Here is a 14,015-nt window from a genome sequence, read left to right as displayed (position 1 = left end):
CGCCTACGTGGGAGGCACGCGCTCACTCAGGTCCGTCGTACACCACTCTGCCGGACTCCACTCGTTCGACTCGCCGATTGCCCTGGACAGAACTGGTTCAGCCCTCAGCGAGTTTGCTGGCCGTCGACGAGCCCCTCGCCTGTCGGCAACGCCGATCGACCAGTCGACTCCTGACGCAAGGAATCCTCCAATGCGTCATAGATGGTGCGTCGTTTTGCCGCCTGTCCACCCTTTTCGACCGGCGGCAACAGTCACGCGTGCTCGAAGGCCGCCTGACGCGGCCCCACTTACCACGTCGTAAGGTGGCTGCCGAGAGGAGGCGGCGATGGCGGATCCTGTGGGCGACATCATCGGGGACTATCGCGCGTTCGCCGGGCAGCAGGCTGAACGCCTCCTCGCCCGAGGCATCGACATCCGCCCGTACCTGCTCAGCCACCTCGCTGTCCGCGTGCCGGAGTGGGACCAGTACGTGCACGTCCGGAACCTGCTCGAACGCCACGCGGTCGGCAATCGGGAGAACGTGTGGAACGGCCGCCCGATCTCCTTGATCGTCCCCGCCGCGCCACTCGAGGTCCTTGACGGCAAAGCCGTCCCGCTCATCGAGCTCATCCCGCCCGTGCACCAGCGCGTCTACAAGATGGGTCTGGAGCACCTCGGCGTGGTGATCGGCGACACTTTCGACGCGTTCGTGGAAGCCCACAAGCCCGTCCTGACGGGACAGCAGTTCCAGGGCCCGAACAGCACGCCCGACCCCGCCTACATCTTGTTCGAGGACTTCACCCACGTGAAGTTCTACCGACTGTCGCTCAGAGCGTCCGTCGAGCTCGATGCCGGCCCGTTCGACGACGGGTTCCATCACGTCAATGACTGGGTGCCCCAGCGACTCGTCACCGCGACCGGCCCCAACCCTCTACCGCGCTGAGCGACGCCAAGAACTCGGCGCGGCCAGGCCGGTGGGACATTCCCTTCTTGAGCATGGGCGCGAACATCGACGTGCGTCCTCTGCGCGACAGGCTCGGGGGGAACATCACCGAATAGTCGCTGGAGCGGTACACAGGGAGCGTCCAGTCGATCTCGTCATCGCCGGGGTCACGGAACCAGTCGTTGACCAGACCGCTGAGAAAGAGGACCTGGGCTGCCGCATCGGCCGGCGAGGACTCCAGCATCACGGCGGCGGTCGCCTGGGGATCGAGGGGTCCGTCGATGACCAGTGCGTAGGGCAACGCCTCGTAGCCCTCGTGGGTCGCCAGCCAGAGCAGCCCCCGCGAAGAGGACACCGCCCACCCAGGCCAGACGCGGTGACCGCAGGCGACCCAGCAAGACGTGGACCACGACTCCGCCGACCATGAACGGGACGAACAGCACGTCCAGGACCTTGGACAGCTGCGCCGACTCTGGGTTCTCGGCGACCCAGGTCAACCACGCCGTGGGGTCGCTGTCGTCCGGGACGGCAAATGACGACAGAGGCAAGGTGCAGGCCGAAGCCCAGGACCCGGGTCGCCGCCGCGGCGCCCCGGGCAGCCATGCTGAGCGACGAGGCGCGGTGCCGGCCGACGCCGAGACCATCGCTCGTGGTGGTTGTGGTCACGGGTCATCCTTCGGGGGTGTCTCCCGCCGGCGACGCTAGGTCGCGCCGGACGGATCTGTCGTCAGCCTCAAGAAGGACTCCCACTCCACCCCCCGGCATAGCTCCGCACCACTACATCCACCGAGTTCGGGCCGAGCCCGAACGCGACCATCCCTTGCAGCAGGTGAAGCCACCGCGCGACAGGGTCGGTGCCCGCGAAGCCCGGTGGAGAGTGGATGCCGCGGCGGGCCGCGACTTCTGTGAGGTCGGACTCTGACGTCAGATGGGCCCGCCCGGCACGCGGGACACTGTGAGGAGGCCATCGGTGGCCGGGTGGCCGACTTCCTACTCGCTGGATCGGGATGACCGCCCTATGAACACCACGACTCACTACCGCGACCCGTGGATCAACCCCCGCATCAAGATCGCCGCGCTCTGGGCGTCCATGATGCTCGTCTTTGCCTACGTCGACCTGTTCAGCCTGTACCGGGCCGACATTCGCGCCGACCTCGAGGCCGGCACGATGTCCGCGTTCACGATCGGGCAAGCCTTCCTGCTCGGCGTGACCCTGTACATCGCCCTCCCGAGCCTGATGGTGTTCCTCAGCTTGGTCCTGCCGGTCAAGATCACGCGCATCGCGAACATCGCCTTGCCGGTGATCTACGGCCTGACGATCGTGGGCGGCGCCGTCGGCGAGTGGAACTACTACATCCTGGGCAGCGCCATTGAGGTGGCCCTGCTCGCCGGCATCGCCTACTACGCCTGGACTTGGCCGACGGCGACCGACACCGCGGCCAACGCCCTCCCCGGGGAGAGCGCAGCGCACCTGGCCCGTTGACCCACGCCTGCCCACGGAGGAGGAACCCACCATGCCCTTCCCGCGTTAGCTGGCCCATGTCACAAGCGGGTGTTCAACCTCATCGAGGAGCGTCGCGGCGCCCGACCGGTGCTGATCCACACCGGCCGAATCTCGGGGAAGACCTACCGAACCCCCCTGGACGCCCACCGGCTGCCAGACGGTACCTGTTCATCCCGATGTACGGCCCACGCACCGACTGAACTGCGGGCCCCGCGCCTGATCAGGAAGGACGACATCTGGCCCCTGCTGCCCGCCACCACCAGAGTCCCTCCGAGTATCACGGGCGACTCCCAACTGCTGCGCATGGACATCCACGAACCAGCCTCACAACCCTGAACCGGGCGATCTCGCCAGTTCGCGCCACGAGTAGAAGAGCCCACGAACCCATCCACGCCCTCGAGGACCCGAGGGTGCGTCCAATCGTCCAATCGCCGCCTGTTCGCCTTGAGCGTGTTGCGAAAATGACAGGTGGGGTTTGAGGGTGTAGATCAGAATCGACCGATCCGCAGACCGGCGGTTCCGGACGTCGACAGTCTCTGCGCCGCGCGATGGTCGAGCCCTCTGGGAGCGCAGGTGCCGGACCCTTCTCCTCAGCCGTGACACTTCGTTGCAGCCGCTCGGGGCCTGGTGCTGGCCGCCACGATCGAGCGGGGGTATGCATGCCTGGCTGGCTCCGTGAGAATGACTGCGTGACACCCCGTCCCGATTCGAGGTCGCTCGACCTGGGTCGCCAGCTTCAGGAAGCGCAGAGCGCCCTGCTCGCTCACTACGCACCCACCGTGCGCGTACGAAGGGTTCGTTGGTCCCACGGCGAAACGCAGGTGCTCGAACTGGGCGAGGGTCCGCCGGTGCTCCTCGTTCACGGCGGAGGCGACACGGCGCTCGTGTGGGCACCGATCCTCACCTCCTTGGCGCGCACCCATCGTGTGTTCGCCGTCGACCGTCCAGGTCACGGCCTGGCTACCCCGTTCGACTACCACGGCATTGACCTGCTCGAGCATGCCCGCACCTTCCTCGCCGAGGTCCTCGATGCCCTGGAGACGGACACGGCCGCTATCGTGGCCAACTCGATGGGCGCCCTGTGGTCGTTCGAATTTGCGCACGCAGCTCCCCACCGAGTGTCACGGTTCGTCATCGCGGGAGCCCCGCCTGGCGTCATCCGATCTGCGCCCCTGCCGATTCGACTGGTGAGCCTGCCCGGCCTGGGATGGGCTGTCGGCAAGCGGTCGATGGCCAATGCGACCCGCGCGGACAGCCGCAAGTTCTGGGCCGATCTCCTCGTTGCCCACCCCGAACGCCTCGACCACCTCCTCCTTGATGCCGACGCAGCGCACACCCGGCGCAACTATCGCGACATCATCGGGCTTCTCGGTAACGCACTCAACGCTCGTGGCGTACGCCCTCACCTGATCCTCGCCGACCAGTGGCGCAACCTGTCCGTGCCCACGATGTTCATCTCCGGCGAGAACGACCCATTCATGTCGACAAAGCGGAAGAAGGCGTGGGCGACTCTGGCGGCGCAGAATCCCAGCATCCGCATCGTATGGATCCCGGACGCCGGGCACCTCGCTTGGGTCGACGAGCCCCAACACACCGTCAGAGAGATACAAGAGTTCCTCGCAGGATGACCGACGGGTCCTTCACGGCCCCCGGAATCCGCTGAGCCACAGCCCTCGCCAGCGGCGACCACCTCGCCTCACCCACGGCTCGAGGATGTACTTGCTGGCCCATTCCCACGAGTCGACACCACTCAGCCGGCGACCGGCCGGGCCGGCGCTCCGGGAGTGCCTCTCACCGCCGCGTCAGAGGCGAAACAGCCGCAGGGCGGGAGCGATGCATCCAAACGGGTTAGCTGAAGTCAGCCCAGACCCTTTGGCTGGCACCGTCGACGGTGACCGTCCCGCCGTAGGGGAGGATCCACTGTGGTCGGGTGTGCCCGAAGGGCACCCCGACGCAGACCACCGCGGCAGCGTTGTACCGCTGAACGATCTCGATGGCGGTCTCCCGCTGGGCCTGCCGGTGCGCGGCCCGCCCGGCCGGGTCCGGCATCCGCGTGAAGTTGGATGCCGGGGGGCGGGCGACCATCACGGCGTCCACGGCTTCGAGCAGTCCGCGCTCGCCCAGCGAGCGCAGGATGAACCCGAACTCGCGCGCCGGGATCAGGTCCTCGCTGCTTTCCAGGAGCAGGACGCCGCCATCGAGCACGGACGGGTCCTGGGGGAAGCGGCCCGCGGTGAGAATCCACGAGATGACGTCGATGCACCCACCCCAGGTGCGGCCGGTGACCGGTCGCGCCGGGCCGGCCCAGGCCCACGGTTCGGTGGGTTCCCGGGTGCCGTACTCGGTCAGTGCGGCTGGGTCGGCCCAGTCCTTGCCGAAGTCCTCGGACTGGCCCGGGTCGGTCACCTCGAGCCGTTCGCCGGTGATCAGCGCGGCCCGCAGGGCCATCGCATGGCAGGTGTCGACAGCGGGTCCGGGTCCGAGCTGAACCTGGGTTGATCCGCCGTAGAACCCCGCGACGCCGTGCGTCCACAGCCACGACAAGATGTTGGTGTTGTCGCTGTACCCCAGGAACGGCTTCGGATCCGCCCAGGCTGCGTCGGCATCCAGATGTGGAACGACCGTGATCTGGTCCTCACCGCCGATCGTCGCGAGGACGGCGCGGATCCCGGGATCGCCGAACGCGGCGTTCAGGTCGGCCGCCCGTTCCCGTGCCGACGCCCCGACCTTGCGGGTGGTGGGGTACTCCACGGGCACCAGACCGGTGAGCTCGCTCAGGCGGCGCATCGCCTGCTCGTGCACGGACGGCGCCTGCCCGGGCGCAGCAAACGAGGGGGACACGACCGCGACCTTGTCCCCGGGCCGGGCCTTGGCCGGGCGCCTGAACTCCATACACAATCCGACCACGCGCGTACCCCCTCAACAAGTCCGGCTTCCCCTTGCGTCCACGCTCGGCGCCGAGCCGTACCCATCGGATACCAGTACGTCTCATCCGCTTGCCGGGCGTCTCTGCTCTCACGGATCTGCGGAGAACGCGTGAGCGTCGGCTCAGCGTCCCCCGCTGTGGCGTCAGCCGGTCACCCACCGGAACAGGAGCACGAGGGTCAACACGCCCATCGCGACGGTGGCCAGGAGCGGGAGCACGGTGAGCGCCAGCGCGGCGACGACGTAACCCACGGTGGGCGGGCTGGGGTTGGGATTCGCGGCTACCGCCTTCTCCAGCAGGCGGTAGTTGCGCACGTTCGCGCGGTGGGCGACGTCCACGACGTCACCAACGAGGGGTACCAGCCCCAGGGCCGCGTCGAGGAGCAGGTTCCAGGCCATCTGGGCCAGTACCGGGACGGGCACCCGAGCGCGAACGGCGTCGAACATGATTGCCCCCGAGATCCCCGACCCGATCAGGTCGCCGAAACCCGGGACGAGGCCCAGCAAGGCATCGAGGCCGACGCCCTGCTTCGTCCCCGGGATCCGCACCAGGTCATCGAGCAGCACTGCCAGCCGGTGGCTAGCTCGCAGGTTGGATCTGGATGGAGGAATGGGCTGGCCCACCAGAGCATCATGCCCAATGTCCGAGCGGTACCTCTCGACCAGGGCCTACCTGACGTCATGGCCTGGTCGATGGCGAGCGATCACGTCGTCCCCCGAGCCGCCTGCCAGCGGCCGCTGTCACGTCTGACTTTCCGGAGTGCAAGTCGCTCTTCGGCTCCTGACACCGTTACGCCCCGCGAGTCTGCCAACCGGGCGCAACAGCACCGCTCCAGCGGCCGGACAAGCCGTCCGAACCAGAGGGCATCCAACGTTGGCGATGGCCAAACTGAGAACGGAGCGGCGCCGGGGGGTGCGTGTCTGCGCGCCACCCGTCGCCCCGGCTCCTGGCTTGCCCTCGGGCCAGCAGCCGCGGCCCTCGGCGAGGTGAGCGCTGGGTCGTCCTCTGCTGTGGACAACGGTCGCGGGGTCGTGCGATCGGTGACGAGGGGGTGGACCCGCCTGGCGCAATGACTCACTTGGACTATGGACGGGCCGCTCGCCCAGTGCCTCACTGGATGGATGCCGCTGCTGCTCGGCAGTCGGGCCGCGCCGATAGTCACCGCGGGCGTCGCAGCGAGCGGTGCTTCGTCGCAGGGGCGCTGATGATCATCACCCGTCTGGTGATCCTCTTCACCGCGCCGACCGAGATCGGACCGCTCAATGCGTACGTCCTCACCACCACCCACGCCGTCAACGGCATCGTGTCGATCCTGGCCTTCGCGGTCCTCGTGATCGCCTTGGTGGTCCTGTACGAGCGCGAGGCGCCCCGCGCCGGCGCGTTCGGAGCGCTCGCGTTCGGAGTGGCGGTGGTCGGGACGATGTTCATGACCGGGGACTGGTGGTACGAGGCCTTCGCGGTGCCGCGTTTGGCGGAGATCGCACCCGACGCGATCGACACGTTCGTCGGGGGCAGGTTGCTCGCCGGAGGGCTGACCAGCTTCCTGCTGTTCGGTATCGGTTGGACCTTGTACGGGGCGGCGAGCACACGGGCGCAGGTCATTCCGAGAAGCATCTCGATCACCATCCTCGTGGCCGGCCTCATGTCCGGCGTGCCGACCTGGATCTTCTACCTCACCGGCGGCGTGGTGCACGGGATGGCGTTCGCCTGGCTCGGCGTATGGATGCTGAGAGCAGCGAGCGTCGTTCGGAAATCGGATGCCGCAGCGGGGAGGTGAGCGCCCCGGCCACCCCCACGGGCCAGCTCGCCAGGAGGCGGCGGTTCGCCCCCGACCGCTGTCCGTGGCCGGCGGGTCCCGGCCGCCGGCACGAACCAGTCTCGTGGACATCACGAGCACGGTCAGCAGAACGGTATGAACGTCTTTGCGATCCCCTCTTGCGATCGCGTACAGAGGGGACCAGGAAGGAGGCTTGGTGGCGGGGCGCCGGGGCTTCGGTCGCGACCCGCCGGCACGCGGGTGCCCGAAGCCCCCAGCTGGGCCCTGCACTCTTCGCCGCGATGGGTCGGCTGACGGTCTCACCCGCTGCGATGATCGGCCCATGAGCCCGGAGAGCGAGCCCATCGACCCGGCGGCAGTTCGTCGCCGCCAGGCACGGGAGAACGCCGAGTACCACCACGCGGCCGCAGCGCGGGCGGCGCAGGCCGACGCGCGGCGGACGGCCCCGATGGTGGCGGACTTCGCCGAGGCGATGCGGTCGGCGGGCGTGGAACCGACCCGGCTGCGGGCACGCCCCTACAGCGGCGGTGGGAGTCTGCGCACCGACGTCGTCGGCTGGTACGTGCGGCGGGACCGTCGGGCTGGCGTCGGCACGGACGGCCGCTGGTACGTCCTCGTCGTGGCGCCCAGCCGGCGAGGACGGTGGGCCGGCATCCACGTCGAGCCCACCGACGCCCCGCTCCAGGTCGGAGCCGGTGGCCGGGACGGTGACTCGGTGGCCCTGGACGCCCTGCTCCGGCTGCGGCTGGAGGCCGGGCCGGACTTCCCGTCCTGACGACCAGCACCCGCTGTCGAGCGGGCTTCGGGGGTGAGGCAGCGGCGAGTGGCGATGCTCGCACCGAGGGAGTCCCGTGCCCGTGTGGAGGGAGCGCTGACGACGAGGGAGCCTTCACGGTGGACCAGCGGGACCGTCCGTAGAGGTCACTCCCGCCGACGAAGTCTCAGGGCGGAGAAGTGCGTTGCATCGCCGCGAAGCGGTACGTCACTGCGCTGGTCAGTCGACACCACGGTCACGCGAGCTGGTCGGCTCGCCGCAAACGCAGTACCGGCTGCCCTCGACAGCGGAGCGAAGGCAGCCGTCGCGCGTCCCAGACTGCCGCGAGGGGAGGGCATCTCAGGTGACCTCGGTGTCGGCGTACTCGTCGAGGGCGGCCTTCCACATGCCCCGAAAGACTCGCCGCATGGGACGCACGTGGATCAGGAACAGCAGCGGCTTCTGTGTCCACGGCGCGCCGGTGTTCTCCCATTCGGCGTGCACACGGCTGCCGCCCCCGGGGGCGGGTGAGGCGCGCGCGAATCCCTCCCCGCCCCCGCGGTAGCTGCTCTCGGTGATCGTCCACCTCACGACGTCTGGATCGGACCAGTCGTAGCGACACACGACCCAGAACGGCGAGCGGGCGCTGCTCTCCTTGGCCACCGCCCAGGTGTCCCCAGAGTCGAGAACCCGGTAGGTCCTCGGGTCCATCGAGCGGTGCCAGGTCTTCAGCCGCCGCTCGCTGAAGTCAGTCAACGCGCGACGAACCTGCTCCGGCGAGGCCTTGGTCTCGAAATCCAGCCGCATCTGCACCATTGGAGCACCGCATGCGGAGGCGCGTCCATGCCCACCTGAGCGACCGGTCCCCGACCGGAGCGGCGTGGTGGACTCCAGGGCCGACCCAGACCATCCGGGCCTGGGGTGGTGAGCCGTCAGAACGTGCCGATGTGATGTCGAGCGTGATCCGCCGCTTCGGTCACGTCGACACCGTAGGCCGCGCGTCCGGTCGACGCATATGCGCTGAGTCTGTCCCCGGCCCGCTCGAAGAGTCGCTCCGCCCCGACCTGGTTCCCTCGGGCAGCATGGGTGAGCGCAACGCAGACCTGCGCCAGCCCCTGCCACAGATCCGCCTCCTCGGCCGGTCCAGCCTTCCAGCGCGCTTCGAGGACCTCGTGCGCGGCGAAGGGGCGGCCGGCGTCGACGAGCTCTCTGGCCGTCCTGAGCGCCTCGTGCGGCGGTAGGGGTTCCTCCGACACCGGCTCGACACCCTCAGCGCCATAGGCCAGTGGCCGGCCCAACGCGTCTCGAGGCCGTGCCTGACGAGCACGACCCTCGGTGTCCCGATCACGCTCTGCTCCAGTCACACGACCAGCGTCCCAGAGAAGCCGAGACCGAACGGTCTACCGCGCGGGTCGCTCCGGCGATCAAGGTGAGTCCAAGCGCCGCCTCCTGTCCACCCTTCCAGTCGGCGGAGGGCCTGATAGGTCAGCGGCGCCACGGCCGGGCCAGCCTCGGTGCAGGCAGTGAACGACCACACGACAGCGAGCCTTCGTCACCCGGGAGGACAGGTGCGTCTCACCCCGGCGGATGCGCTGGTCGGTCGACGTCGCCAGCCACAGCCGGCGGCGGAGTCGCAGCGCTTCGTCCACCTGGGCCGTCGGCTGCTCCGGAACGACACCGAGAGGAGGACCGATGCGTTCGACCGAGACCGAACGCAGCCGTCGACGAGGCGGATCTGAGAGCGCAGCATCGATCCGCCCGTCGAGGTCGGGCCGCAGGGGTGACGGGTTTCGGGCGTCAGGGATCGGCCGGTCCGTCCGGCTCCTTCACGTCGGGGTTCCTGAGGTGCTGTGATCGGCGAGTACCCACTTGGGGTCCCTTCCATTGACGGCTGTCGGCGCCCGGTGGTTCAGTGAGCACCGAGCCGTTCTCGTCCGCTCGACCTCTGGGGGTCACCATGAGTCGCACCCGCGCCGCTTCCCTGGCACGACTGACCGGTGGGGGGGCAGCGGTAGCGCTCGCAGCGGCCTTGCTCTCTACCGCCCCGACGGCGGGGGCGTCGCCGGCACCCTCAGTGGTGCCCCGTTCGGTCGGCGCCGAGGCAGCGGCGCCGTGCGATCCGTTCACCTCGCCAGCCCTGGATCCGGGCGTCCCCACGGCGCGGGACGTCATCGGCATCGATCTCGGGGATCGCGACGTCACGACGGAGGAGTCCGACACCTACCTCACCGCCGTCGCCGCGGCGAGCCCGAACGTCGTCGACGGGGTGCTCGCGACCTCTGTCCAGGGCCGCGCACTGCGCTACGCGGTGGTGGGGCAGGAGAAGTGGGTGACCCCGGCCGGGCTGAACCAGATCGGGCGCGACCTCGCGCGGCTGCGCGACCACCGCACCCCCGAGGCGCAGGCCCGCCAGATCATCCGCTCGATGCCGTCGATCCTGTGGGTCGCGGGGAACGTCCACGGCGGTGAGGAGAGTGGCACCGACGCCTCCCTGCGGGTGCTCTACGAGCTCGCCGCCCGCACCGACTGCGCCGCCGAGGAGATCCTCGACGACGCGGTCGTCGTCGTCCTCCCGACGCAGAACCCGGACGGGCGAGAGGCCGACACCAGGCGCAACGCCTACGGCTTCGACATGAACCGCGACTGGTTCGCCCGGACCCAGCCCGAGACGGACGGCAAGCTGGAGATGCTCCGGCAGCTGCCGCCGCAGGTCTTCGTCGATGCCCACGAGATGGGCCGGGACACGTACTTCTTCCCACCCAACGCCGACCCGGTCTACCACGACATCGGTGAGACCCCGCTCGAGTGGATCTATGACGAGATCGGCCCGTCGATCCAGTCCTCGTTCCAGCGCTTCTCCATCCCCTACTTCAACGGCGACGTCTACGACCTCTTCTACATGGGCTACGGCGACACCGTCCCCACCACCGGCTTCAATGCGGCAGGAATGACGTTCGAGAAGGCCAACGGCGACCCGACGTCGCAGCGCGTGCAGGAGCAGTACGTCGCCATCTGGTCGACGCTGAGCACCATGGGCGCCAAGGACGACGCCCTCCTCACCGAGTGGCGCGCGGAGCACGTCAAGGCGTACGAGCAGGGGGTGGAGGGCACGCTGGAGCTCAACCAGCTCTACTGGGAAGGGTCCGGGATCGAGAACCCGGTGCCCGACAACTCGGTCAAGCACTACTTCCTCGAGACGACAGACCCCGCCAAAGCGGACGAGGTCCAGCGCGTCGCCCGGCGGCTGCAGCGCATGGACGTCGAGGTGTACCGGCTGGTCCGGCCGCTGACGGTGCCGGACTACACGCCGTACGGGCGCGCGGCCGGCTCGCGCACCCTGCCCGTCGGCACCCTGTGGGTCCCGATGGCCCAGGGCCAGAAGCACTGGGTGCAGGCCATGCTCAACGAGGACACCTACGTGCCGTTCCCCTACTTCTACGACGTGACGGCCTGGAGTGCCCCGCTGCTCGAGAACGTCCCCGGCGGTCGCTCCGGTGTCAACCTGCGGCCTCAGGCGGTGCTCCTCTCCGACCAGGAGGAGCCGGCTTCGAGCGTGGCCGGGGACGCCCCCCGCGTGGCGCTGTGGCAGATCTCCACGGGGTCCACCGGCTCCATCGAGTCCTCGGGGTGGCTGCGCTGGTGGCTGGACCAGCGGGTGGGCCTGGACTACTCGGACATCTCGGCGGCGCAGATCGCCGCGGGGGCCCTCGCCGACGTGGACGTCCTCGTCGTGCCGACGGGGTCGGATACGACCGCCAGCAACGCACTGGGTGCGCCCGGCCGTGCGGCGCTGACCCAATGGGTGCGCGACGGCGGGCGGCTGGTCATGCTTCGCGACAGCTCGCGGCTGGCCACCCGGCTCGGCCTGACCTCCGCCACCTACACGTCACCCACGTCGGACATCCCCGGATCGCTCCTGCGAGTCGAGGTCGACCCCGACAGCCCGCTGGCCAAGGGCGTCGGTGACACCGCGTGGGCGATGTACGAGTACGACTTCGTGTGGACGGCGCCGGAGTCCTCATCCCCGGTGCGGTACCCGGCCGCGGGTGACCCGGACTGGTTCGTCTCCGGCTTCGCGACCGGCGAGGAGCAGCTGTTCGGAACGTCCGCCGTCGTGGACGAGCGGGCAGGCGACGGCAGGGTCGTGCTGTTCGGCTTCGACCCCAACTACCGGGCCTTCACCGGTGGCACCCAGCAGATCCTGCTCAACGCCATCACCGGAGCGGACCCCTCCGCGACTGCACAGGCACCGTTGGCTGCCCCCACCGCGACCGCGGTGTCGGCGGCATCGGACCGGATGGTGATCAGCGTCCGCCCAGGTGCTGCGGCCCGAGTGCAGGCCCTGCTCGACGCCAGGGGCGCCTCCGCCGACGTGGTCCGCTCCCCGGGAGTGGTCAGCTTCCGCGTCGACCTCGGCGGCAAGACGGCCGACGAGCACCCGTGGGCTCAGGACCTCGCTGCGGATGCCGTGGCCCTCGGCCGTCAGGTTGTCGCGATCCGGCTTCCGTAGTCCTCAGGTCGGACGGTGCGGCCCCACACCCCAGGGGTGTGGCCGCACCGTCCGTGTCAGAGGCCCCACTGACACGGATCGTGCTGGAACGTTGAGCGTACGGATCGTGCTGGAACGTTGCGCGGCTGGCAGCAGCACGCGTCACCCTCCCGGACACACGGCATCCAGTCGTGCTGCGGTTGGCTGGAAGGCGTCCTGCGCCGCCTGCGGGGTGGGCGCGACGTCGAGGAGCGTCGGCCCCTGCGATCCCAGCCGGTACGGTCGAGGCCATGGGACGCTTCGCCGCCCTCCTGCGCGGAATCGCGCCGAGCGGCGCGAACATGACGAATGACAGGCTTCGCTCGGTGTTCGAAGGGCTCGGGCTCGAGGATGTCGCGTCGGTGCTCTCCAGCGGCAACATCGTGTTCCGAACTGACACCACGGACGCCTTCGAGCTCGAGCAACGGATCGAGGACGCACTCGCCCTCGAGCTCGGCCTCTCGAGTCGCACCTTGGTGCGCCCCCACTCGGAACTGCGCGCGTTGGTGGACAGCGATCCCTTCCCGGGGGTGAGGCACGACTCCCGGACCTATCTCACCGCCACCTTCATCAGGACCCCGCGCCCGCGTACGTCGTCCCGGACCTGGTGAACCGCTGACGGCACCCGCTCGGTCGCTGCGTCGTCGCCCGCCTCTTCAGCGCCGCGGTGACGCGGAAGGACTACTGCCGGTCGACGAGGACGATGTCGTACTCCGTCGCGGGGGTCGGCGTCGTGCCGAACCGCGCATTGACGGCATACAGCCGTGAGCCCTGCATGGCAAGCGTCGTCGGGACGTCGAAGTCGGGGTTGGTGTGGGTGCCGACGAACGTTGCGGACAGGAAGTCCGGCGACATCCGCAGCTCGACGACCACGTTCGCACGGTTGCGGACGACGTACAGGGTCTTGCCGCGCAGCAGGATGCCGTCGCCCTGGGTCAGCAGCGTGCCGCCGGTGTCGACCGCGACCGCCTCACCCGTGTCAGGATCGACGTTGTACAAGGTGCCGGTCGTGCTGTTGATGACGAGCAGGGTCCCACCGTCGGGTGTGGCCGCGATGCCATTGGCGTTGAAGCCGGACACCTGTTGCCAGTCCCCGGTCAGCTGGATCGTCTCGACGTCACCGGTCGGCACGCCGCCCGGGCCGAGCGCGACCCGGTAGAACTCGGCAGCCTGCGAGTTGGTGAAGTAGGCCGCGTCCCGGGTGACGGTGACATCGTTGATGAAGGCGGGGTCGTCGGCGAGGTCGAACGTGACGACCTGGTCGCCCGTCCTGGCCTCGTACACGGTGGCTTCGCCGGCCGGACCGCGCGCGACGAACAGCAGCCCCCGGTCGACCTTGAGGCCGACGGCCGGGCTGCCGTCGCCGTCGACGAGGGGCCCGCCCTCACCCGTGCGCAGGTCGCCCTTCCAGATCGAGCCGTCGGCGAGCGAGCCGGCGTAGATCGTCGTGCCGGTTCCGGTGGCGATGCCCTCGGGCTGCCAGCCCCCGGGCAGCGGGATCGTGTCGGGGAACTGGTCAGCGGAGGCCGTGCCCATCGGTGCGACGGCGAACACAGCGGCCAGGGCGGTGGCAACGGCAACGGATCGGGTGCGCATTCGCCCAC

13 protein-coding genes are annotated in these 14,015 nt (G+C 69.3%); 7 read left to right on the top strand and 6 right to left on the bottom strand.

Features of this window, described 5'->3' with window-relative positions:
• Window positions 1-325 precede the first annotated feature (325 nt).
• On the top strand, window positions 326-922 hold the full coding sequence (locus tag ABD899_RS17705; RefSeq protein WP_345208450.1) for a VOC family protein: 597 nt from the start codon (window positions 326-328) through the stop codon (window positions 920-922).
• Here ABD899_RS17705 and ABD899_RS17700 read toward each other — a convergent pair.
• Window positions 888-1,277: a hypothetical protein gene (locus ABD899_RS17700; RefSeq protein WP_345208448.1), complete on the bottom strand. Its 390-nt coding sequence runs from the start codon at window positions 1,275-1,277 to the stop codon at window positions 888-890. The genes ABD899_RS17705 and ABD899_RS17700 overlap by 35 nt on opposite strands.
• A gap of 663 nt (window positions 1,278-1,940) precedes the next feature.
• On the opposite strand from ABD899_RS17700, the gene ABD899_RS17695 reads away from it, so the two are divergent.
• Together ABD899_RS17695 and ABD899_RS17690 are read left to right on the top strand one after the other, a co-directional pair.
• The gene (locus ABD899_RS17695) at window positions 1,941-2,405 is read left to right on the top strand and encodes a DUF6326 family protein (RefSeq protein WP_345208446.1); all 465 of its coding nucleotides are present in this window, start codon (window positions 1,941-1,943) and stop codon (window positions 2,403-2,405) included.
• A 710-nt stretch (window positions 2,406-3,115) separates the two neighbouring features.
• Window positions 3,116-4,054: an alpha/beta fold hydrolase gene (locus tag ABD899_RS17690; protein WP_345208444.1), complete on the top strand. Its 939-nt coding sequence runs from the start codon at window positions 3,116-3,118 to the stop codon at window positions 4,052-4,054.
• A gap of 220 nt (window positions 4,055-4,274) precedes the next feature.
• On the opposite strand, the gene ABD899_RS17685 is transcribed toward ABD899_RS17690, so the two are convergent.
• A complete protein-coding gene (locus ABD899_RS17685) occupies window positions 4,275-5,318 on the bottom strand; it encodes a S66 family peptidase (protein ID WP_345208442.1) in 1,044 nt (347 codons plus the stop codon).
• Between the two features lie 177 nt (window positions 5,319-5,495).
• Window positions 5,496-5,975 carry a DUF4112 domain-containing protein gene (locus ABD899_RS17680; RefSeq protein WP_345208440.1) on the bottom strand — a complete coding sequence of 160 codons (480 nt, stop codon included), beginning with the start codon at window positions 5,973-5,975 and terminating at the stop codon, window positions 5,496-5,498.
• Window positions 5,976-6,556: 581 nt separating this feature from the next.
• Between ABD899_RS17680 and ABD899_RS17675 the strand changes: the two genes are divergently transcribed.
• Both ABD899_RS17675 and ABD899_RS17670 read left to right on the top strand, forming a co-directional pair.
• Complete coding sequence (locus ABD899_RS17675; RefSeq protein ID WP_345208438.1) at window positions 6,557-7,129, top strand: hypothetical protein; 573 nt, start codon at window positions 6,557-6,559, stop codon at window positions 7,127-7,129.
• Window positions 7,130-7,451: 322 nt separating this feature from the next.
• A complete protein-coding gene (locus tag ABD899_RS17670) occupies window positions 7,452-7,904 on the top strand; it encodes a hypothetical protein (RefSeq protein ID WP_345208436.1) in 453 nt (150 codons plus the stop codon).
• A 339-nt stretch (window positions 7,905-8,243) separates the two neighbouring features.
• Here ABD899_RS17670 and ABD899_RS17665 read toward each other — a convergent pair whose 3' ends face one another.
• A complete protein-coding gene (locus ABD899_RS17665) occupies window positions 8,244-8,690 on the bottom strand; it encodes an SRPBCC family protein (protein WP_345208434.1) in 447 nt (148 codons plus the stop codon).
• Window positions 8,691-8,815: 125 nt separating this feature from the next.
• Entirely contained in the window at window positions 8,816-9,139 is a 324-nt protein-coding gene (locus ABD899_RS17660) for a DUF309 domain-containing protein (protein ID WP_345208432.1), read from the bottom strand.
• A gap of 821 nt (window positions 9,140-9,960) precedes the next feature.
• On the opposite strand from ABD899_RS17660, the gene ABD899_RS17655 reads away from it, so the two are divergent.
• Both ABD899_RS17655 and ABD899_RS17650 read left to right on the top strand, forming a co-directional pair.
• Window positions 9,961-12,393, top strand: coding sequence for a M14 family zinc carboxypeptidase (locus ABD899_RS17655; protein WP_345208430.1), 2,433 nt, complete (start codon window positions 9,961-9,963; stop codon window positions 12,391-12,393).
• A 269-nt stretch (window positions 12,394-12,662) separates the two neighbouring features.
• Window positions 12,663-13,022: a DUF1697 domain-containing protein gene (locus tag ABD899_RS17650; protein WP_345208428.1), complete on the top strand. Its 360-nt coding sequence runs from the start codon at window positions 12,663-12,665 to the stop codon at window positions 13,020-13,022.
• Between the two features lie 70 nt (window positions 13,023-13,092).
• Here the strand turns inward: ABD899_RS17650 and ABD899_RS17645 are convergent, their stop codons facing one another.
• Complete coding sequence (locus ABD899_RS17645) at window positions 13,093-14,007, bottom strand: hypothetical protein (RefSeq protein WP_345208426.1); 915 nt, start codon at window positions 14,005-14,007, stop codon at window positions 13,093-13,095.
• Window positions 14,008-14,015: the final 8 nt, after the last annotated feature.

The organism is Fodinibacter luteus (assembly GCF_039541575.1).
Lineage (GTDB): Bacteria > Actinomycetota > Actinomycetes > Actinomycetales > Dermatophilaceae > Fodinibacter > Fodinibacter luteus.
Note: the sequence above shows the minus strand (reverse complement) of the source record. Positions and strands in the feature narration are given on the sequence as shown.

Bases quoted from the DNA above. Each gene is read 5' to 3' on its own strand.
- ABD899_RS17705 (WP_345208450.1), top strand. From the start codon at position 326: ATGGCGGATCCTGTGGGCGACATCATCGGGGACTATCGCGCGTTCGCC.
- ABD899_RS17695 (WP_345208446.1), top strand. From the start codon at position 1,941: ATGAACACCACGACTCACTACCGCGACCCGTGGATCAACCCCCGCATC.
- ABD899_RS17685 (WP_345208442.1), bottom strand. From the start codon at position 5,318: ATGGAGTTCAGGCGCCCGGCCAAGGCCCGGCCCGGGGACAAGGTCGCG.
- ABD899_RS17675 (WP_345208438.1), top strand. From the start codon at position 6,557: ATGATCATCACCCGTCTGGTGATCCTCTTCACCGCGCCGACCGAGATC.
- ABD899_RS17670 (WP_345208436.1), top strand. From the start codon at position 7,452: ATGAGCCCGGAGAGCGAGCCCATCGACCCGGCGGCAGTTCGTCGCCGC.
- ABD899_RS17665 (WP_345208434.1), bottom strand. From the start codon at position 8,690: ATGCGGCTGGATTTCGAGACCAAGGCCTCGCCGGAGCAGGTTCGTCGC.
- ABD899_RS17650 (WP_345208428.1), top strand. From the start codon at position 12,663: ATGGGACGCTTCGCCGCCCTCCTGCGCGGAATCGCGCCGAGCGGCGCG.
- ABD899_RS17645 (WP_345208426.1), bottom strand. From the start codon at position 14,007: ATGCGCACCCGATCCGTTGCCGTTGCCACCGCCCTGGCCGCTGTGTTC.